Below are 19,720 nucleotides of genomic sequence, written 5' to 3' on the forward strand. Positions count from 1 at the left end.
GAAACGCAACACTGTCGAGCGAGCCATCAACCGCCTCAAGGGCTTCCGGGCCGTGGCCACCCGCTACGAGAAACGTGCCTACGTCTACCTCGGAACCGTCACGGTCGCGACCCTCATGATCTGGCTCCGAACATGATCCGAGAAACAGTGCCTAGGCGAAACGATGGAGACCGCGGCTCAGGCCCAGTACGAGGTCTGGGACATGCTCCGAACCATGAGAACCGCTATGCGTCACGACCTCGGTGTGTCGCATGAAGATTGAGAGTTGGCAATTCCGTGCGGTCTCTCTTATCTGCCTCGACCAGCCAAGGGCTGACCGAGGCAGAGGTTAAAACACAAGCTAAGGGCTGTCCTGCAATGTTCCTGTGGAGCGGCGTCGCGGGCCGTTGTTGACCGGCGGGAAGTCAGCCCAGGCCGGTCGCCCAAGTTGTCAGTGCGGCGAAGTCGTCGATGGCAAGGCCGCGTCGGGGGTCGATCCGATGCAGAAGGGCGGGACCGTTGTGGTGCTCCTTCACCCCGGCGCGATCGGCCTCTGTGATCTCGTCGTCGATCCAGGCGAACGGGCGCCCCGAAGCCCACGCGACGATCTCAGGCGTCTTCCAGAACACACCGCCGCCGGGCTGGGCCCGCGGTGAGGGCCAGCCAATGAAGGGCAACTGCGGCAATCCCAGGACTGGTGCGATGAAAACGTTGGCTTCTTCCTCCCACGTCGTGGCCCACACCAAGTCGAAGGGAAGGGCATCCAGGGCCGGCCCGTGGTTCGGGTTAAGCCATACCCTCAGCGGCTTCACGGGCTTGTTCGGCAGCCCCCATTCAGTCAGCCGGCGCCGCTCGGCGGCCTCCCATCGAGGCGTCAGCAGGCGGTGCGTCTGATAGCCCTCAGGCCGACGGTGCGGCTTCGCGGCATACGGATTCAGTGGTCCGTCCAGGTCCACCAACAGCACTGGGCGCATCAGCTCATCCCCCTTGGCTCTGCATCGCACGATATCGGCCGATGATGAGACCACCCAGTGAAATTCTGGAAGCTAGAGATGTCAGTAAGTCTGGGCTCTGGAGCGGTGAGACGATCTTGACGCAGGCCCCGCCTCACTGGGACAGCTCCCTTCGTTGTTGTCCCAGTGAGGCGGGGAGCAGCGGCCGGCACGCCTCACCGTGACGGATGAGGGGAGCAAGCCAACACATCGGCACGTGAGGAGCCTTCGCGGGCGCATCCCCGCGAATGCGGGGAGCAGAGCACGAGGCGTACAGCGCTCGGCATGGACCAGGAGACCATCGATCAGTGCCGCACCCCCGCGGAGCGCCGTTCGTGGTGTCGAGCAACGAGTCCCACCCAGCACCCACTGCCACAGCACACCGAGCCCTGACTTCAGCGTCAGCGTTTCACTGCCAAGTCGAGTGAAGCCCGACCGGCACTCGAAGTGCGCATGCCCGCTCTCCCGGATCCTCACGCCAGAGCGAGAAAGATGTTGAAGAGGACGTAGAGCACAGTGAGGGGGACCAGCGCCAGAACAGCGGCGGCCACCCGCGACCCGTTATGGCGACGCCTCCACGGCAGAACCCAGCTGATCAGCAGCAACCCCGCGGGGACGATGAGTCCACAGGCACCCACCGTGAGGCCGAACGAAAAATTCGCCTGGTAGTGGTCGTTGTCGCAAGAATTGCCACACAGGGCGGGAGTCAGCCAAACGAGCCAGCCGGTCACCAACCCCTCCACGAAGACAACGGTGGTCGCGATCGCCGGAGCGATCACCGCCAAGGGCGCGCGATCGTTGTCACCTGGGCGCCTCGGCCCACTTCCGTACTGGTACGGCATCTGCTCCATGCATGAAAGGCCCGCGGCCTTCACACATGAGTCCGGATACTCACGCCGGCCAGGATGTCTATCGCGTGGTCCGGTATCCCCGCGGGCGCGGGGAGCAGCGTCGCCCTCTCCGGCTCCGACAACACCGGCCCGGGGCCATCTCCGCGGCTGCGGGGAGCAGGCCCGGTTCCGTGATAACGAGCACGATGGCATCCCCGCGGGTGCGGGGAGCAGCTTCGTGACCTGCATCGTTACACGCGCACAGCACGGTTCTGAACTGCTTCCACCAACTCCGACCGTTGCGACATTTACATCACGTTAGCGTCGTCGTGCGGGAAACAGGCCGGTGGCTCAACCGACGCCCGGCCAGGGCGGGGGAGCAGCACGCGTCGCCAGCGTGGTTTCGTTCACTTCTAGCAGCAGTTGCGGGTCTTGGAGTCCGTGGATGTTCACGAGAAAAAGCAGCAGACGGAGCGGCGGCCAGCCGTAGGGCCTTGGTCATCGAGGCGGTCCCCAGGGCGATCTGTCGCTATCGTGCTCCAGTGACTGGCTCGGTGCAGCGTCCGCTGCTGTTTCTCGATGTCGATGGACCACTCATCCCCTTCGGCGCGGTGTCCCAGGCGTATCCGACCTATGCAACGGGTCCCGAACCGCTCGGCGCCGACGCGAATCCGCTTCTGACCAGGATCAATCCCGAGCATGGCCCCCGGCTGGCTGCGCTCTCGTGCGAGGTGGTCTGGGCGACGACATGGATGGCTGACGCGAACGAGTGCATTGCGCCACTCATCGGTCTGCCGCAGTTGGCAGTGGTGGTCTGGCCGGAACCGTCCGACATCGACGACCGGGACGAGCAGAACGGACTGCACTGGAAGACCCGCGCACTTGTCGAATGGGCTGCGGGGCGCCCGTTCGTCTGGGTCGACGACGAGGTCACCGACACCGATCGGGCCTGGGTCGCTGCCCATCATCAGGCGCAAGCCCTGCTCCATCGTGTCGATCCCCGTCATGGCCTGGATGACAGCGACTATGCGGCTCTTGACTCATGGCTGCGACAGCTCGTCTGATTCGACTGGGGAACGTGTTGAGGGCGAGAAGGACCCCGGCATGCGTGGGGACGGCTCGCCGTCCGTGAGGCGGCGAGCCGTCGAGGCGGAAACCCGCAGGAGTCAGATGCCGCGGCGGGCTCTTCGGCTCGAGCCCCGGTGCTGGCGAGGCGGTAGGAGTCAGTGCCGGTCTCGATGATCGTGCCGTTGAAGGTGAGGCGGTCGACGATGGCTCCGCGCAGAGGCGGGGGTCGGTGAAGGTCTTGTTACCGCCGACTCTCCCCCGAGAAGCACCCCGCAAGCCCTGCCGCATATCGCATGGAGGTACTGCCTCCCGGCCGCCTTGGCCAGCGGCGTCGTAATTAGAGAGCCTAGGGAGCATGCTGCTGCCCCTCACCCATGTGAAGACCGACCTCCTCGAGGTCGTCCGCATCACCGATCCCGCCAGGCACCTCACCTCGGAGGACCTGGCCGGCGAGGCTGTCGCGACCTGGGAGAGGGACCAAGCCCAGCAGGCCCTGACGCTGATCGCCGATCTACCAGGCAGCGAAAGGTACCGCTGCTTCCTCCCTGGCTGGGGAATCCGGGCACACAGCTCCACCGATCTGCTCTTCGAGAGCGCCTTCTGCTTCCGCTGCCACGGAGCACGCATCTGGGGCCCAGGCGTTCCGACCGAATAACAAGACCAGACCTTCGATGCCGAGAGCCCTACCTCTCGTGAGCTACTTCGCCGATTTCGCTCCTGCACGCCGAGCTGACGCCCAGGTCGCCAACATCGGCAGGGTTTTCCACCCGCCGCCAAATGCCGACGTTTTTCATTCCCGCGCAGGCGGAGGTGGGCCGCCTCCATGCGGGAGATCGGCCAGCTTCAGGGAGTGCTCTCCGCGCAGGCGGAGGTGGGCCGGCGCTGCGCTCTGCGTCCGGCTTCGACACCGCGGCCTGGTCGCGGGTTGACCTCCTGCCCGGCTGGATGCGTCGAACGAGGCCACCCCGCGCAACTCCCGGGCGCCAGGGCGGAGGTGACCCTATCGAGCACACGTTCGGCTGGCTGATGCAGAACCTGCGTTCGGCACGCGACTGCGAAGCCCTGCACCAGTGATCCCGTACAGTGATCCACTGGACTGCGACTAGCACAATGAGCTGTTCTTGGGTGTCAGAATCCACACCAAGCTGGCGAATCGAATCGGGTGAAACGGGCGTCACAGCCTGAATGTTGACCAGATAGCCTCTAGGGAACCGAGCGTTGCGTGGCGACCGGGGTGTCAGCGTTCACGCAATATCCGATTGATGTCGGTTTGAGTGAGTGGCTACCGGTGGCCCGGAGCGGCCCGCGTCCCCCTCATGCGTTCGGTCGGCCATCCGGCGAGCATTTTAGGTCAGAACGTCGGAAAGCGCGCGGAATGAAGAGTTCCGCCATTACTATCCGAATAATTGTTCGACTCGATCGAGTGTCTCCGGATAGGAATGGCTCGCATTTTGACGCGCGCATATCGACGAAGAGGAAAGATCTGGGCCACGCTGGCCGCTGCGACGTTAGCGGTCACGGCATTCACTCCGCCTGCCGAGGCCGCACCCGACCGCCTGAGTGTGGATACCTACGCCCTCCCGATCGGGGTGAAACCCCCAACACTTTCCGAGCTCCAGAGGCCGGGATATCTGGCACGGTTGGGAAAGTCTCTCGAACGGCAGAGGCTAGAGGCGGGCCAAGGGGAAATAGCTGGCCCGGCGGCTTCCCTTTTGTCGGAAGAAAAGGGCTCAGGTGTGCGGAGCTCTACTCCGCCGGTTCAGACGGGAAATGGTGGCACCTACCCCGACCCGCCACGGTCGATGTCGGATAAGGAGTGCCATAAGAATCTCAATAATGGCTTGTTCTACTTCAAGTCACGGTTTGCTATGTGCGGAGCCTTGCAGCTTCTGCAGGTGTGGGGAAGGAATGGTCGGCCTGTAGGGGAGTCGGGGTTTATGGTGACGGTGCTCGGCACCGTCCCGGATGCCAAAGATCGCTCGGTTCGCTTCGACTATCATTTCTCGAACTTCGCTGCCACGGGCAACACGAAGACGAGCGGCCTGATCGTAAATACCAAGGTTGAGCAGACGATACTGGTCTCCCACGCTCGGAAGCGGGAGTCTGGTCTAATACCGCCGAAGAAATCCTTTGATGCGCTTCGTGCGGCGCCCAACTACAGACACAACGTGATCTTCGATGCTGGTCAAGGTGCGAAGCCTGATGACCTGATCACCATGGCGTACGACCCTTCCGTGTCAGTCAAGTACCCCACAGGATACGTCGGAACTAATCCTGGCCCGGAACGAGTCACCTTTACGGCCATGAATTGGGACGCCGCCCCCTATCTTCCCAACAGTAGAGCATCCGACCCCAAGAAACGCGGCGGAGTCGCATTCGCCAACAAGGCCACCCTGCACTACAGCTCCAAGCAGGGCGCCCCTGAGAAGGCGGTGGCCGACCATCTCAAGCTGGCCCACACGAATCCCAGCAAAACCAAGCCACCGAACTCGCACAAGAACGTTCCCGGGTTCGAGTTGAAGCGACCGCTGCACCGGCTGTATCCCGATCGCGACAAGTCCCGCTACCGGGCAAACCGCCGAACAGCAGTGAGAATGTGTGTGACTTACTGGGGTAAGGACTACGCGACGAGCGACCCAGCAGGCCCGCGTGAATGTGACGAATACCCGTTCGCCAGCACATACGAGGGCGCGGGTCAACATTCGAAGGAGCCCTCAGCGCCGAAGGATAACTTCTCCGCTCTTCCCATCCCCAAGGCACAGAACAAGGCGGGCGGCACGATCCTGGCTCTCTTCTATGACAAAAACCGGATCCTGCATGGCAGAGACTCCAAGGGGAAAGAAGTTGACGCCTACCTCATGACAATAGATTGACCTCGAGCCGGGTGGGGTCGCTATCTCCCCACCCGGCTGCTGCGTAGTCTCAATCGCCGGCGGGCCAGAGTTGCACCAGATATTGTTCGACACCTACGGGAACGTCGACTTGAGCCAGTTGATGTACGGCCTCACGTCCCGAGCATTGGACGCGTGCCTTCCAAATCGTGTGCGGCCGTCCGAGTTGGATGTACGTTCCCGAATTCCCCATCATCTGGCAGATTGTCAGCTCTCCGGTTAGTGATTCGATCTCGCCCTCGCCTTCGGCTTCCCAGCCCCCACTGGCATCTTTTCTTGGTTCCGAGTCCCATACCTCGGCCGTCAGAGATGCCGTGTGCGTATGGCCGCCACTTTCGATATCGATTCTTCGTTCACGGAAAGACAGGAAATTGCCTGATTCTGAGCCTTCCGGAAACGGTAACGGAACAAGGTTGTCATCCGCCTCTTGAAGTGCGAACGAGTAGAATTCGACTTCTACTTCCAGCTCCTGCCGATGAACAAGATTAGCCACCATGCCCCCTTATCGCTTTGCAGCGAGCATAGTCGTCGCAGTGTGACCACGGGCTGACGACTGCGGCGATCAGCACCTAGGCCAGCCACTGGGTGTCGCTGTCCGCCCAGTACCAGCCAGTGTGCTGGCCGAGACCTCCGATGGGAATCAGCAGGTCGAGGGTGCAGACGCGGGCGGTAGCCGTAACCAACGGTGGCATCCAGCAGATGACCCCACACGCCCGGCCGGGGGCAGCATGCGGCGGAGGTGGCGCTGCTTCTCCAGGAGCACCCGGCGTGCGTCGGGGGTTTGGTTCATCTTCAGGTACCAGCCCGCAAGTTGTTCGTATGGCTGCGGGACGTAGCCGAAATTCCGGCGAAACCACGCCAGGCGTTGTGACGCCTCGTCACCCGTCGGTGTCCCTCCACCGCGGGCGACCTGTTTCCGCAGACGCCACCTCCCCGAGCCCGATGGATCCGTACGTGAATCTTTCCAGCAGCACTTCCTCCGGCCAGTCCCGCTCGCTGTCCTGGCATCAGGCGGCCTGTGCGGACCGGAGGTCCACCGTTCCGGAGGGCGGTGCAGCGCCTCTGAAGTCAGAGCCCCCACCTGCATCGCTATGCAGATCAAGGCGGCGCCATGCCCGTTCGGCTACGGTGCCGGCTTGAACGTCACCGTCGCATCCGGGCAACTGGCCGCGATCGTCCGCAGGGCCCTGGCTTCAGTGGGGTCGACGGTCAGATTCCAGCGGAGTTTCGCGGTGAGCCAGTCGGTGACGTAGGTGCAGGTGGCGTCCTTGGCGGGTGGCATCCACTCGGCGGGGTCCTTGTCGCCCTTGGTGCGGTTGGGGCCCAGGCTGACCGCGACGAGGCTGCGGTCGGCGCCCAGGTCGTTGGCGTACTGCTCGCGGCGTTGCGCGGTCCATTTCGAGGCGCCGGAGTCCCAGGCTTCGGCGAGGGGGACGACGTGGTCGATGTCGAGCTTGCGGGCATCGGTAACGGTGCGGTCGTCGTAGTAGGAGCGCCAGGTGCCGCCGGTCAGGCGGCAGCTCTTGCCCTGGCGGGGCCTTTTGACCGCCTCGGCGAGCAGGACCTCCTTGCGGGTGTCGCAGCCGTCGTGGTCTGCGTCGGTCCACAGGTGGAACTTGTCGGCCTATCACATCCGTTAGGTGCAGGGTGCCCTTCTTGCCCTCGGAGGACGTCGCGCTCGGCTCGGCCGACGGCTTGGCGTCCTTATGAGTCGTAGCGGGAGTGCACGCGGCCGCGGAGAGCAGCAGCAGGAGGGGGCAGGCGAGGGCCGCCAGGCGGCGCGTGCGGTACATAGGGCTCCCTGCCGGGTGGGGTGATGTCAGGCTCTATGGGTCTACCCACCGCACCAGGACACGTCAACCAGTGAACCCAGTCGCGGCGGCCGGCCCATGGACGCCTCCCTGTGCGGTCGTCGCCGTCATGTCCTCCCACAACCGGGTGACTTCTGCGTCTCTGACGAACTGCCTACTCGGGCACCGCGTCTGTGAGGTCATGAAGATCAACGAAGAGCACCTCAGGGAGCCGGGACTTGTCGTTGTGGACATCACTGCGGCCGACGAAGAGACCGCTACCCAGGCAGTGGCCGCGCTCGGCGGGCTATGGCTCTCCAGCGGGCCCTCCGCCCCCTGGCACACGCCCGGCCAGGCCGGCGTCACCGTCCGCGCCTACGCCGACCTCCGCCGCACACCCTGACCGGCGGCAGCAATTTGGACTCCGGCACCTGCTGAATAGTCCTCGCCGTCGAAGATTCGAAAGCGAATCCCTACGTCTCGACGGGAAAATGACCATGAATCACTGTCGAGGATGGGAAGGCCCAATAGAATGCGACCAGGGGGAGCAGAAGCATGGGTACAGCTCCCGGTAGGGATACGGGTGTGAACGGTGCTGCGAACGCCGAGTCTCCGCTGATCTGCGCGGTCCGGGCCGGAGACACTGCCTCGGTGAAGAGGCTTCTCCGGGAGGACAGCGGTCCCCCCGACGTAGGCGACGCCGCGTTCCGTCTGGCGGTCCGGGCGCACTCCGGAGCCATCGCCCAACTGCTGCTCCAGTACGGCGCGGATCCGCGCCAGAGCGCACCGGGCGGCCTGGTGCCGCTGCGCGAGGCGGTTGATTGGGGCTCGCCCGCGTTGGTCCAGGCCCTCCTGGACGACAGGATCCGGGGACGCTACGCCAAGTCGGAGCTACTGAGCATGCGGGACCTCGCCCGCCACTGGCGTGAGACGGGGGTCGAGGCCGAACTGCGGCGGCGCACAGGTTCCGAGGATGTCGTCGCCCGGACCCGAGTCCAGGACGACGAGTTCAACAGCGTCGACGAGTTCACCCTTGACGGTATTACCGTGCGGGACGGGCATGGGGCGATCCTCACGCACCTGGAGGAGCTGCTCGGCGTCCGCACCTCGTTCGAGGAGCTCATGGACCGGGCATTGGCCCACGCCGGCCAGAACCACACGGCATGGGCAAGTGCCACCATTCTGCTGGCTCACCGGCGCGACCCGGCGACCTGGACTGCAGCTGCGGAGCTGCGCACGCACACGGACCCGGTTCACCGGTTGTTCGGTGCCGAGGTACTGCGGCTGACCCATCTCTTCGATGACAGCGACGAGGACGCGTTCGCCGGCCCCGCTCTGGACGCGTTCACCGACTGGTCGGCCAAGGAGACGGACCTCGCCGTCCTCGCCGAGGTGCTGGTCGCTCTCGGAGAACACGCCGCCCCCGGAGCACAAGAGGCCCTCCTGCCCTACGCCGGCCACCATGACACCCGAGTCCGGCGTGCGGTGGCGCGCGGGCTCAGTGTCTGGCCCTCGCCACCTGCCTTCTCCGATGCCGTTCGCAGGGCGCTGCGAGAGCTGATACGCGACCCGGAAGCGGGGGTGCGGCAGGACGCCTGCCTCACGATTGCTGAGGGCAAGGACCGCGATCCCGTCCTCACCGATGCCATGGCTGCTCTGCTGGACGACGAGGACCGCCGCGTCCAGGTCATCGCGGTGTACGGGCTCGCCCTCCACCACGACGAACGGTGCGTGGAGGGGGCGCGTCGACTTGGCCCGCCGCAGCCCGCCTACCCGGATGAGGAGCACTACCTCGGTGCGGCATGGCGTTACGAGTGGCGACGAGACGGCCGCTGACCCCCTCCCCAGGGCTGGTCAGGCGCATCGGGAGCCAAAGAAATTCCGCAGGATTCGAATGACGCTCCCCGCCAGCTGGCGCCTCCCAGCGGACCGCCACCCGACGGCAGGCTTACGGCAACGACCTCGGCGACGACCGCTCCCTGGTTGCGTCACCGCCAAGAGCAACAGGCCCAAGGCCGACCAGGACCCGGCCCAGTGGATGTTGCCGGCTGTGGGAGCACCGACGTGGAGTTCGAGCGGGTGTAGCCCACGCGGTCCGTCCTGCTGGGATTCATTCCGGCTGTTTGCTGGCTCCGAAGTGGGACTCAGGGGGGCAGCAGCATGGGCAGAGGACGCGTTCGCGATCCTTTTCCTCACCGGGACGCAGTGGTGCGCTGCAGGCACGGGCCCGCGGCGCACCACTGCGTCCCGGCGAGCGGCGCAGCTCACGGGCGGCTTGAGCGACGGGCCCCTCGAAGGGCTCCGGGGGCCATGGTGCTGGCGACCGCCGTCTCGGCGGGACGCTCCGCACCGACATCCGCCCGGACGGATGCTGACGGGCGGCGCCCCGGACGGCCCGTGCGTACCGTCGAGCCATGCGATCGCTCTGGCAGGGCACGGTCTCCTTCGGCCTGGTCGCGCTCCCCGTGGACATCTATGCAGCGACCGAGGATCACGGGCCTGGTCTTCATCTCGTGCATGCGGTCGACGGCGGCCGCATCCGCCACCGGCGGGTGTGCGAGCTGGACGGCCGTGAGGTCGGGCCGGAGGAGACCGCCCGCGGCTGGGAGGCACCCGACGGCCGCACAGTGGTCATCCAAGATGCCGACCTGGAAGCCCTGCCGCTGCCCACAAAGCGTGTGATCGATGTCCTGGGCTTCGTCGACGAAGCCCAGGTCGACCCGCTGCTGTATGCCCGCCCGTACTGGGTGGGCGCCCACGGCCCCGGGGCCGAGAAGCCATACGCCCTGCTGGTCCAGGCTCTGGCCCGGTCCGGCCGCCTGGCGGTGTGCAAGGTGGCCCTCCGGTCTCGGGAGCGGCTGTCCGTTCTGCGGCCGCGCAACGGGAGCGGAGGCCCGGGACGCACGCCGGGCTCGGGACGGAGTGGCCCGTGCGACCGCACTCACCGCCGAGGCGCGCTTCTGCTACGCCTGCCAGGGCGTGTTTTACCCGTCCGGGCACCCATCGCCCGGGATCGTGACGCCCGATCAGTTCCGCCAGCATGTGCAGGCGGCAGTGGGCCATGCCCCATCGGACAAGCCCTAGAAGGCCACCAGGACGTCGCCGGATTGCCGACGGCTGATGGAGCTCCTTGAAAATCCCCAAGCCCTGCTGGGGGTGCCATCAGACCTGCTCGACGGCTCTCCCCACCCATTCCGGGCCTGTCCTGGTACGGGACACCAATAGCGAGGGACCGCCCGATAGCCCGTCAGGATCTGGGTGGTGTGTAGTTGCATATGCCGTAGCGGCATGTGGTGTCGTCGAGGGCACCACAGCACGAAAGGCCCTGTCTGCGATGTACCCCTCCGTCACGCCTCCCCGCGAGGTCAAGATCGGTGATGCCGCCGCCTTCGCCGGGACCACCCCGCGCGCCATTCGCCACTACCACCAGATCGGTCTGCTGCCGGAGCCCGAGCGAGGCGGAGACGGACGCCGCCGCTACGGCTACGACGACATGATCCGCCTGCTGTGGATCCGCAAGATGTCCGAGGCCGGCATCAGCCTGGACGACATGCGGGCTGCCTTCGACGAAGCCCCGGACATTGAGGACGTCCTGGGCCGGCTGGAGGAGACCCTGGCCGCCCAGGAGGCCGACATCAAGCGTCAGCGCGCGGCAGTCCAGCGCCTGCGGGTCGTGGGCAGCCCACTGGGCTTGCTCTCCCCCTTGGTCACGGACCGGCTCAGCCACCTGCCTTCTGGCGCACTGCGCCCCTCCGACCTGGACGCCCTGCTGGTCACGGAACGGATCTTCGGGCCGCTGGGAGCCGCAATTCAGGCCAGCGTGTTCATCACCGTGGCCACCCACCCCGACCTACGGGCCGAGGCAGACCGCCTCGACGCGGCCGACGCCGCCCTCGATGACACCGTCGGCCCCCACGACCCGCAGGTCGAGGAACTCGCCGCGCAGCACTGCGCCCACCACAAGGCCCTGCGCCAGGCCATTGAAGCGGCCGGACTGGACGCGGCCGAGGAGAAGCTCTTCGAGATCTACGACGCCGAGGCGAGCGGCGAGGAGGACGCCCAGATGAGCGCCTTCGAAGCGGTCACCAAGATGCCCTACGACTTCTCCGCGGCCCGGACGCGGTGCATGGAACTCACGGCACAGCTCCTTGACGGGGACCTCTCCGCAGGCAGCTGATCGCTGGTGTGGCCGTGAGTGAGGATCCCGGCTTGGCCACCGATACAGGAAGCCAGCGTCTCGACGTCTCGACACGGCCCGCACACTCCACGAGCGGGAGACCCAAGCCGACGACCCGGGCCACGCTCCTTTGAAACTCCCCACTTCGTTGAACACCAGAGCCAAGTGATGCGAAGAGCATCCCTGACCGTTTTCAAGGCTCTGTCCGCAGTTCCGTGAAGCTTGACCTTTCGCAGCGAAGGTTGAGCGGTGTCAACGGAGGATGGTGACCGCTACGTTTCTCAGCGAAGGCTGAGTGGCTTTTAGGGCCTGGCTGCCTGGGGAGACGGTCTGCCGGAGAGCGAAAGCCGCTTCGCCTGCCCCAGTACTGTGGCTTCGTATGACCGACTCCGTGATCGAGATCACCGCAGACCTGGTCCACGACCTGCTGCAGGAGCAGCATCCGGACCTTGCAGGGCTGGCCATCCGTGAGGTAGCGGGCGGATGGGACAACCAACAGTGGCGCCTTGGCGACGAGTTGGCCGTGCGCATGCCGCGTACAGAACGTGCCCCGGATCTCCAACGCAAGGAGTGCCGATGGCTGCCCGTCCTGGCCCCGCGCCTGCCGCTCCCGGTCCCGATCCCTGTGCGGACCGGTGAACCGTCCGCACGCTTCCCGAGGCCCTGGACCATCATGACGTGGGTTCCTGGCGAGCCACTGGACCACACCCCGATCAGCCGCGGCGACCACGCGGCCAACACGCTGGCGGGCTTCCTCATGGCACTCCATGTGGAGGCGCCCGCCGAGGCGCCGACCAGTTCGGACCGCGGCGCTCACCCCAAGAAGTGCACGGACGGCTTCGACCACTTCTTTCAAGCCGTTGTCCCCGGCGGCATTGCCAACGAGGTCCGGGCGGTCTGGGATGATGCCGTTGCGGCACCCGAGTGGGAGGGCCCGCCGGTATGGGTGCACGGTGACCTTCATCCCGCGAATGTCGTCGTCTCGGACGGCACGCTGTCGGGCGTGATCGACTTCGGTGACATGTTCGCCGGCGATCCGGCGTGGGACCTCGCGGCCGCATGGGTGGTCCTTCCCACAGGCGCCGCCTCACGATTCTTCGACGTGTACGCACACGTGGACGAGGCGACGATCCGGCGCGCCCGCGGGCTGGCTGCTCTGAAAAGCCTGTTCCTCATGCTTATGGGCCAGAACGGAGATCGGGGTCTTCCTGGCGGCAAGCCGACATGGGGACCCGCAGGCCAGGCGGCGCTCGATCGTGTCCTGAGAGGCGATTTGATGTAGACACGGGGCGACGAGCTTCAGAGGCCCACCCGACTCCCATACGTTCGGTCTTGCGCGACTCGGTGCTCAATCTTCGGTGAGAACGCTCAACCTTCGCTGCGGTAGGCCAAAGGTCATGGCTGGGTGAGGATCCGGGTCCGGAGGAGTTCGAACGAGGCTCGGCCGTACATGGCTCGCTTGAGCGTTTTCACCCGGTTCACGTGTCCTTCGACGACCCCGGAGCTCCACGGCAGCGTCAGTCCAGCGGTAACGGCGTCGAGGTCTTGGCGGAGGAAGCCGGCGAAGCCCTTCATCGGCTTCGGAGCATCTTGCTCAGCCTGCCGGATCCACTCCTGCAGCAGGTAGCCGCGCTGGTGACGGGCCAGATCGGCGAACGCCCGAGCGAGATCGCAGGACAGACCAACAAGTCGACCGTCGAGCACTGGATCGCCGGCGTTACCCGCCAGGGCGACACCGGCCGTTACCTCGCCGTCGGGCTGTCCAGGCGGCTGGGCCGTCTGCTCACCCCGGCCGACCTCGGATTAGCTGAGCCTGAGGAGGATGACAGCATCGGGCTGGCCCTCGGGGCCGACCCGATCGACGCCCTGCTGCCGATGTGGAGGTTCGAGTTGGACCGGCGACGTTTCCTCACTTCCTCCGCGTACTCGGTGGCCGCCGCTGCTCTGCCCCTGACCTACGTGCAGGAGATCGCTGACCGCACCGCTGCGGCCCGCTCCGGTCACGCCGTCGGCATGGCCGAGGTCGCCGCCGTGCGCGACATGGTGCGCGTCTTCTCCGAGATGGACGAACGCCACGGCGGTCAACACGGCCGCAGCGCGCTCGTGCAGTACCTGCGCGACGACGTCGCTCCCCTGTGCCGGGGGCGCTTCCGCACAGGGGAAATCCGCCAGCACATGCTCTCCGCCGCCTCCCGCGGCGTGCGCCTGCTGGGCTGGAAGTCCTACGACGCAGGCCAGCAAGGACTCGCGCAGCGCTACTACCTTCAGTGCTACGCGCTCGCCGTCGAATCCGACGTCCCCGGGAACGACGGGTTCGTGATGCGCACGATGGCCATGCAAGGACTCAAGCTGCACCGGCCCGAACACTGCCTCGGCCTGGCAGAAACAGGACTCAATCGCGCCAAGGGCAAAGTCGATACCCAGACGGAGTCTTTCTTCCGCGTCGTCCACGCCCACACCCTTGCCAAGGCCGGACACCGCACGACCGCCCTCGCCGAAGCCGAGCGGGCCAGCGCCCTGCTGACCGCAGACCCCGGCGACGAAGTGCCGTTCTGGGCCCTGGCCTGGGGACCTCCGGCCGCATCGGTGTACTCGCGCAACGCCAAGGTCTACGAGACGCTCGGCGACCACCGGACCGCCGCCGAACAGTACAGCCGCGCCGCCGATGCCCGCCCCGCCGGTACCTACGCGCGGATCGTCGCCCTGGACCTGGTCGCCGGCGCCGAAATGCAGCTCAAACGCGGCCAGATCGAGCAAGCGTGCGCCACCTGGAACCGGGCCCTGGACCACATGAACGGCGTACGGTCCGTCCGCACCCGTAAGGCCGTCACCCGCATGCGCAGCGACCTCGCCCGCTTCCGCACCCGCGGCGTACGCTGCGCGGCCGAACTGGACGAACGCGCCATCGACTTCCTCGCCAGCGCCTGATGCGAGCTACTTCTGTCCGGCCCGATCGAGCCCGATCGCGGACCGCTCGACGCGTCCCGGTTGTTCACCAAGCGGCACAAACTTCCTCAAGACCCGTGAACCTGCTGATCAGCTCGCTAGTGTGCACACCGTCGGCCTCGGTCGCTGCCCTTCCCCTGTGGGACAGCAGCCGGGGCCGAATCGTATGCGCCGGGCGCCGGGCGCCGGGCGGTGAGTGTGACGGCTCCCGTGACAACGCCCGTCCCCGAGGAGTCGATTCTCGCTGGCTCCGGGCGGATTTGCTCTGTTACAACCGGTCACATGGGAATCTGGACCGACGCGTTCATAGCGCCCGAAAAGCCGGGTCTGCTGTCTCGGGAGGCATTCAGCCGCCTTGTGGTCGACCTGGCGCGCGAGCGTGTGGTCCGTACGCCCTGGGCGCTGATAGCGGGCGAACTCTGCGTCAATGCGAGCCTGAACTGGGGCAGTGTCAGCGGGCAGGCGCGCTGGGACCGCCCGGCTGTGGGGACACTGCTGCGCTCGGATGAGGTCCCTGAAGAGCTAGCGGACAACGACCCGCCACCGTGGGGCGATTCGCACGAGCGGGCCCGTCTGCTCGCTCGCGGTGACGCGGTCCTCGACGCGCTTCCGGCCCTGCAACAGGCGCCGTACGGGGACCAGGACGTCGCTGTCGTCTTCGACTGCCTCGACTTCGGCAACCGGGCTATCGTTGACCACTTCCAATTCGCAGACCTCCGCACTCCGCTGGTCTGCTTCGCCCTGGCCCACCCGCAAGTCCGGCCCCTCGCCACCAACGACTCCGGGGAACCCGGCGAGCCGGTCCACCCGGTGCGCACCTGCATCGTCCACACCTTCAAACACGCAGCGGAAGAAGGCGCCGTGCCGGCGATCACCTCCGTCGCTGCTCGTCACTTCGGCCCCTCCCTTGTCAGCGGCGAGACCTGGGGCTGAGCCTGGACCAGGCGCGTGCTGCCGCACGAGCACGGCACATAAGGGGCGGTATTGGAGCGCCCGACCGAGGGGCAGGCGAGGCAGAGTGGCAACTGCGCTGGGGCGGCTGCGGCGGCCCCGACAACTGCCACGTCCTGTACTGCGCACTGCCACGCTGAGCCCTTTCGGCTGACCCTGAGACGCTAACCGCTTACCGAACGTGATCCTTCGATTCGGCTTGGGCGGGCATGAACTCCGGCTGGCGGCGGGGGAGATAGGGCGGTTCGTCCCGACCGGGTTCCGTCCCAGTGTCCCGTCGTACCCGCACATCGCACACGCGAAGGCATAGGTGCGCAGTACTTCTTCGGCGAATCCTGACCTAGGGCATGGCACTGACAGTGGGGCCGACGCACCGGCTGAGTAAGGTGAGCGATCACGGGAGCAGCCGGAGTGGAGGGGGTGGTAGCGCCATGCTGGAGCCAGGACTGGGGACGCCGGATCCGTTCGTCTCGATGCCCGCGCCGAGTGTGAAAGGGCGTCTCTTCGGCGGCCTCTTCTTCTTTCTGGCGCTGCTCTGCGCCGGCTTCTCGCTGTACAACTCGACGCACGCAGCGGGCCTCGTCGGTCGTCACGGCACGCTCACGGTCGAGCGCTGCTGGATCGACCACGGAAGCCGTCACCACAGCGACAAGACGGTGTGCGCCGGCACCTTCCGCGCAGACGACGGAACGACCGTCGATCACGAGGCGACCATCACGGCAGACCGCGAACGGGGCGACCGCGTCCCCGTCCAGCAGACCGTGAGCGGCTACCTCGCCACCGGCTTCGGCGAGATCTGGCGCTGGTGCGCGCTGTTCTTCCTCGGCTGGATCGTCGCCGCGCTGGGGATCCCGTTCGCCGCGACCGGCATCATGCCGAGCAGGGGACAGGCCGTGGCCGTGGGCCGGTTGATCGCCGGAACCCGCGCGAGTGCCTGGATGAAGCGGCTGGTCCTGGGCGGCGCCGGTGGTGCGGCGCTCAGCCTCTACCTGGCCTGGATCTTCTGAGCCGGAAGGCTCCGACCACGCGACCGATCGACGCAATGACCATGAGCACAACCATCAAGTGAGGGAACCGGCTTGAACAGTCAGTCGTGGGGCGACATCGTCGCCCGCCGTGCCCGTGTCCGTGGCTGTCTTCTGGGCGGGGCGATAGGCGACGCCCTGGGATACCCGATCGAGTTCCAGCCGCTGGCCTCGATCCGCAACGGCTACGGGCCGTCCGGGGTCACCGGCTTCCTGCCGGTCGGCGGCGTCGTCCTCGGCCAGGTCTCCGATGACACCCAGATGACCCTCTTCACCGCGGAAGGCCTCATCCGCGCCTACGCCCGCTACGGCCCCGCCACCGACAACGGCATCAGCTCCGCCGGGCCCGTCCTCGTGCGGAACGCCTATCTGCGCTGGCTCGACACCCAGAACCACCCCGCGCCCCCGCCGTCGGCCGAACTCGCCCTCGTCCGCACCGGCTGGCTGCGCCAGCAGACCTGGCTCTACGCCCGCCGTGCCCCCGGCAACGCCTGCGTCTCCGGCCTCCGCTACGAGCACATCCCCGACACGCTCGGCGAGCTCGGAGCGCCGGGGCCGGTCAACCCCGACTCCAAGGGCTGCGGCACGGTCATGCGCTCGGCTCCCTTCGGCCTCACCGGCATGCCCGTTCGCCGAGCCTTCGAATTCGCCGCCCGCTGCGCCCAGATCACCCATGGCCATCCCACCGGCTACTACGCGGCCGGTGCCTTCGCCGCCATGATCGGACACCTACTGGACGGCGACTCCCTCGAAGGCGCCGTGCTGCGCTCGATGGAACTCCTCGCCCGCTATCCCGGCCACGAGGAGACGACGGCCGCCCTGCGCAAGGCGGTCGACCTGGCTGCCGACGGCACAGCGACCCCCGAGAAGGTCGAAACCCTCGGCGGCGGCTGGATCGCCGAGGAGGCCCTGGCTATCGCCGTCTACTGTGCCCTCGCCCGCCCCGCCGACCCGGCACCCCGGCGCACGCGCGTTGAGTCAGCCTTCCCGCTCTCCGTCAACCACTCCGGTGACAGCGACTCCACGGGATCCATCTGCGGCAACCTCCTCGGCGCCCACCACGGCGACCTCGCCCTCCCCCCGTCCTGGCTCACCGCCGTCGAGGGCCGTGGCACGATCACCGAGCTGGCCGACGACTTCTCGGCGGCGTTCCACCCCCTCACCCACCAGCCGTACAACGAGTCGTTCTTCGCACCCGGGCGCTACCCGAGCAGCTGACGCCGCCACTACTTGAAAGCTACGTTCATATGGTCGAGTTGGCGAATTCCTATCGACGCTTTCGAACTAACGAGAGAGAAGGTCCAGGCCAATCAGGTCTCACGGGTCGGCTGGCTGTGCTATCCGTGCACACCTCAGGCCAGATGTACGGCCCGCACGCGCAAGGACAGTCCCGCACGGCCGATGCCATGGGGACGTCATCCCGCGCCACGAGGACGCCGAAGACCAGGCCCGTCGGCTCCTCCAGAGCCTCGCGCCGGCCGTCGGTCCCGGCCACTGCATGGTGTGCGCGTGCATGGTGTGCGCGCAGGCTCTGTCCGCCCCTGTGCACCGCCCGAAGTTCTGCTCTTCCTGGTGCAGCACCCGCGCCAAGATCCTGCGGGCAAATGCCGCGAACCTCCGCCACCAGATCGGCTGTGCAGGTGTGGGCGACTGGGCACTACCGCCTCCCGTATCGCCGCAGTCCTCTGCATGTGCGCCGTTGGGGTCCTCTGCGTGATCGGGTAAGCGTGCCGCCGGAGAGCGGAGGCGGTGGGGAGGCGCAGGGTCGCTGTGGCTGTGCCCGGCTCGTCTACCCGACGCCGTCACGGGGCCGGCCACAGCGTCCGAGAGGCTCGACGGCGGACGAAGGCGCTACCGCGGTCTCGGCGGGGCGTTCCGCACCGGCATCCGCCCGGACGGATGCTGACGGGCGGCGGTCCGGCCGGCCAGTGCGTAGCGTCGAAGCCATGCGACCGCTCTGGCAGGGCACGGTCTCCTTCGGCCTGGTCGCACTGCCCGTGGACATCTACGCAGCTACCGAGGACCACGGGCCCGGCCTTCATCTCGTGCATGCCGCCGAAGCGGGTTTTCTGGGGTGGCGAGTGTGGCGCGAGGCAGGTTGCGCAGCTCAGCGCCGGTTCCGCAGAGCATATCGAGTGCCCCAGGTGTCGCACCGTCGCCGCCGTGCCCGACGAGGTGTGAACCTGCGTAGCCCCGGATGACGCCCGGGGCACGAACATCGTCGGCGCGCCTCCCACGAGTCGCCTCATCGAACACCACCGCCCTCGACTGCCGACCCAGGCCTGGCCCGGCTCGCCGCCCAGCACGAAGAGATCACGGGGCTCCGTGAAACCGCCACCGGGACAAGCCTCGTGAGCCGCCTTCCCGGATCACGAACCGCAGTGATCGGAACCTGTAGCTGACAGCCCGGGACCCACTGTTCGGCACTGTCGGAAGCAGGTTGGTCGAAAAGGGTTTGCGGACGAGGGCTGCGGTTGGGTAGACGTTGCTGCTGGACCCCCGCCACGAGGGTTGAGGGGCCACGACAGCGAGAGGAGGGATAAGCCCATGATCCCCATGATCACCGCGCTTGTGTCCTCCCGGGGTGTGGACCGCGTCTGACCCCGGAGCGGACGGGCGCCTTCACCGGAGTGTGCCTTGACCGTGAAAACGAACGACCTGACCATGCGTCCGATCACCGGATGCGAAGAACTCGACCTCTTCTCCCAACTGCCTTACGTCCTCAATGACGAATTGGCGGACGACCTTGTCGCTGGCCGCCGACGTCCGGAGTGGATGTGGGGCGCCCTGCGCGGTGACCGCCTGCTGGCCAGGGCAGCCTGGTGGAGTGACAGGGCTCGGCCACCACGGCACGGGCGACCTGGAGCTCCAGTTGTGCACGGAGCGGGACTTGGAGCGTGCCCAAGACCTGTTCCGCCTCAACTACGCCGCAGCATAGCTCGTTCTTCTGCGGGTGGGGCCCCTGATGCAAGGTCAGAAGCCAGGCAGAAGAGCCCTGTTTCACCGATTCCTTCCCACCCCGCACGATGAAGCGCAGGTCGTCCTCCTGAAGAACGGATTACGGACACGAC

18 protein-coding genes and 5 pseudogenes are annotated in these 19,720 nt (G+C 66.6%); 15 read left to right on the plus strand and 8 right to left on the minus strand.

What is annotated here, in order from left to right; translation table 11 throughout:
• Positions 1 to 136: pseudogene (locus tag TU31_RS40135) on the plus strand (IS5/IS1182 family transposase); the annotation flags it as partial.
• 268 nt (positions 137 to 404) lie between these two features.
• Here the strand turns inward: TU31_RS40135 and TU31_RS35615 are convergent.
• Positions 405 to 953, minus strand: a complete 549-nt coding sequence (locus TU31_RS35615) for an HAD domain-containing protein (protein WP_042162546.1) — start codon at positions 951 to 953, stop codon at positions 405 to 407.
• A gap of 491 nt (positions 954 to 1,444) precedes the next feature.
• Entirely contained in the window at positions 1,445 to 1,822 is a 378-nt protein-coding gene (locus tag TU31_RS35620) for a hypothetical protein (RefSeq protein WP_158894906.1), read from the minus strand.
• 521 nt (positions 1,823 to 2,343) lie between these two features.
• Here TU31_RS35620 and TU31_RS35625 point away from each other — a divergent pair.
• A complete protein-coding gene (locus tag TU31_RS35625) occupies positions 2,344 to 2,865 on the plus strand; it encodes an HAD domain-containing protein (protein WP_042162547.1) in 522 nt (173 codons plus the stop codon).
• 137 nt (positions 2,866 to 3,002) lie between these two features.
• On the opposite strand, the pseudogene TU31_RS39455 reads toward TU31_RS35625, so the two are convergent.
• Positions 3,003 to 3,118 (minus strand): annotated as a pseudogene (locus TU31_RS39455) (ATP-binding protein); the annotation flags it as partial.
• Positions 3,119 to 3,224: 106 nt separating this feature from the next.
• On the opposite strand from TU31_RS39455, the gene TU31_RS35630 reads away from it, so the two are divergent.
• Together TU31_RS35630 and TU31_RS37725 are read left to right on the plus strand one after the other, a co-directional pair.
• Positions 3,225 to 3,524, plus strand: a complete 300-nt coding sequence (locus TU31_RS35630) for a hypothetical protein (RefSeq protein ID WP_052719161.1) — start codon at positions 3,225 to 3,227, stop codon at positions 3,522 to 3,524.
• 1,282 nt (positions 3,525 to 4,806) lie between these two features.
• Positions 4,807 to 5,742: a NucA/NucB deoxyribonuclease domain-containing protein gene (locus TU31_RS37725; protein ID WP_158894909.1), complete on the plus strand. Its 936-nt coding sequence runs from the start codon at positions 4,807 to 4,809 to the stop codon at positions 5,740 to 5,742.
• Positions 5,743 to 5,791: 49 nt separating this feature from the next.
• Here TU31_RS37725 and TU31_RS38970 read toward each other — a convergent pair whose 3' ends face one another.
• The 3 genes from TU31_RS38970 to TU31_RS35635 form a co-directional block, all read right to left on the minus strand.
• Positions 5,792 to 6,256 carry a hypothetical protein gene (locus tag TU31_RS38970; RefSeq protein WP_158894912.1) on the minus strand — a complete coding sequence of 155 codons (465 nt, stop codon included), beginning with the start codon at positions 6,254 to 6,256 and terminating at the stop codon, positions 5,792 to 5,794.
• Positions 6,257 to 6,329: 73 nt separating this feature from the next.
• On the minus strand, positions 6,330 to 6,452 hold the full coding sequence (locus TU31_RS40405) for a hypothetical protein (RefSeq protein WP_275451885.1): 123 nt from the start codon (positions 6,450 to 6,452) through the stop codon (positions 6,330 to 6,332).
• Positions 6,453 to 6,883: 431 nt separating this feature from the next.
• A complete protein-coding gene (locus TU31_RS35635; protein ID WP_045867354.1) occupies positions 6,884 to 7,369 on the minus strand; it encodes an HNH endonuclease family protein in 486 nt (161 codons plus the stop codon).
• 383 nt (positions 7,370 to 7,752) lie between these two features.
• On the opposite strand from TU31_RS35635, the gene TU31_RS35640 reads away from it, so the two are divergent.
• The 5 genes from TU31_RS35640 to TU31_RS35660 all read left to right on the plus strand — a co-directional run bounded on the left by TU31_RS35640 (position 7,753) and on the right by TU31_RS35660 (position 13,009).
• The gene (locus TU31_RS35640; protein ID WP_042162549.1) at positions 7,753 to 7,953 is read left to right on the plus strand and encodes a DUF6207 family protein; all 201 of its coding nucleotides are present in this window, start codon (positions 7,753 to 7,755) and stop codon (positions 7,951 to 7,953) included.
• 248 nt (positions 7,954 to 8,201) lie between these two features.
• A complete protein-coding gene (locus TU31_RS35645; protein ID WP_158894915.1) occupies positions 8,202 to 9,386 on the plus strand; it encodes a HEAT repeat domain-containing protein in 1,185 nt (394 codons plus the stop codon).
• A 578-nt stretch (positions 9,387 to 9,964) separates the two neighbouring features.
• Positions 9,965 to 10,684, plus strand: coding sequence for a non-homologous end joining protein Ku (ku, locus tag TU31_RS40740; protein WP_078886146.1), 720 nt, complete (start codon positions 9,965 to 9,967; stop codon positions 10,682 to 10,684).
• Positions 10,685 to 10,884: 200 nt separating this feature from the next.
• Positions 10,885 to 11,727: a MerR family transcriptional regulator gene (locus TU31_RS35655; RefSeq protein WP_042162555.1), complete on the plus strand. Its 843-nt coding sequence runs from the start codon at positions 10,885 to 10,887 to the stop codon at positions 11,725 to 11,727.
• 379 nt (positions 11,728 to 12,106) lie between these two features.
• On the plus strand, positions 12,107 to 13,009 hold the full coding sequence (locus TU31_RS35660; protein WP_042162557.1) for an aminoglycoside phosphotransferase family protein: 903 nt from the start codon (positions 12,107 to 12,109) through the stop codon (positions 13,007 to 13,009).
• A gap of 113 nt (positions 13,010 to 13,122) precedes the next feature.
• Here TU31_RS35660 and TU31_RS40145 read toward each other — a convergent pair whose 3' ends face one another.
• Complete coding sequence (locus TU31_RS40145) at positions 13,123 to 13,431, minus strand: transposase (RefSeq protein WP_245699003.1); 309 nt, start codon at positions 13,429 to 13,431, stop codon at positions 13,123 to 13,125.
• Here TU31_RS40145 and TU31_RS35670 point away from each other — a divergent pair.
• The gene (locus TU31_RS35670) at positions 13,318 to 14,655 is read left to right on the plus strand and encodes a tetratricopeptide repeat protein (protein WP_245699005.1); all 1,338 of its coding nucleotides are present in this window, start codon (positions 13,318 to 13,320) and stop codon (positions 14,653 to 14,655) included. The genes TU31_RS40145 and TU31_RS35670 overlap by 114 nt on opposite strands.
• 300 nt (positions 14,656 to 14,955) lie before the next feature.
• A complete protein-coding gene (locus TU31_RS38975; RefSeq protein ID WP_042162559.1) occupies positions 14,956 to 15,606 on the plus strand; it encodes a hypothetical protein in 651 nt (216 codons plus the stop codon).
• A 267-nt stretch (positions 15,607 to 15,873) separates the two neighbouring features.
• Here TU31_RS38975 and TU31_RS40745 read toward each other — a convergent pair.
• Positions 15,874 to 15,966, minus strand: a pseudogene (locus tag TU31_RS40745) (phosphorothioated DNA-binding restriction endonuclease); the annotation flags it as partial.
• 89 nt (positions 15,967 to 16,055) lie between these two features.
• On the opposite strand from TU31_RS40745, the gene TU31_RS35680 reads away from it, so the two are divergent.
• The 4 genes and pseudogenes from TU31_RS35680 to TU31_RS38385 form a co-directional block, all read left to right on the plus strand.
• Entirely contained in the window at positions 16,056 to 16,631 is a 576-nt protein-coding gene (locus TU31_RS35680; protein WP_042162561.1) for a hypothetical protein, read from the plus strand.
• Positions 16,632 to 16,703: 72 nt separating this feature from the next.
• Positions 16,704 to 17,867 (plus strand): ADP-ribosylglycohydrolase family protein, encoded by a 1,164-nt coding sequence (locus TU31_RS35685; RefSeq protein ID WP_042162562.1) that lies wholly within the window; start codon positions 16,704 to 16,706, stop codon positions 17,865 to 17,867.
• A gap of 1,446 nt (positions 17,868 to 19,313) precedes the next feature.
• A pseudogene (locus tag TU31_RS40150) lies at positions 19,314 to 19,487 on the plus strand (GNAT family N-acetyltransferase); the annotation flags it as partial.
• Positions 19,477 to 19,587 (plus strand): annotated as a pseudogene (locus TU31_RS38385) (transporter); the annotation flags it as partial. The pseudogenes TU31_RS40150 and TU31_RS38385, both read left to right, overlap by 11 nt.
• Between the last annotated feature and the right edge of the window lie 133 nt (positions 19,588 to 19,720).

Source organism: Streptomyces lydicamycinicus (genome assembly GCF_000829715.2).
In the GTDB taxonomy this organism is placed as follows: domain Bacteria; phylum Actinomycetota; class Actinomycetes; order Streptomycetales; family Streptomycetaceae; genus Streptomyces; species Streptomyces lydicamycinicus.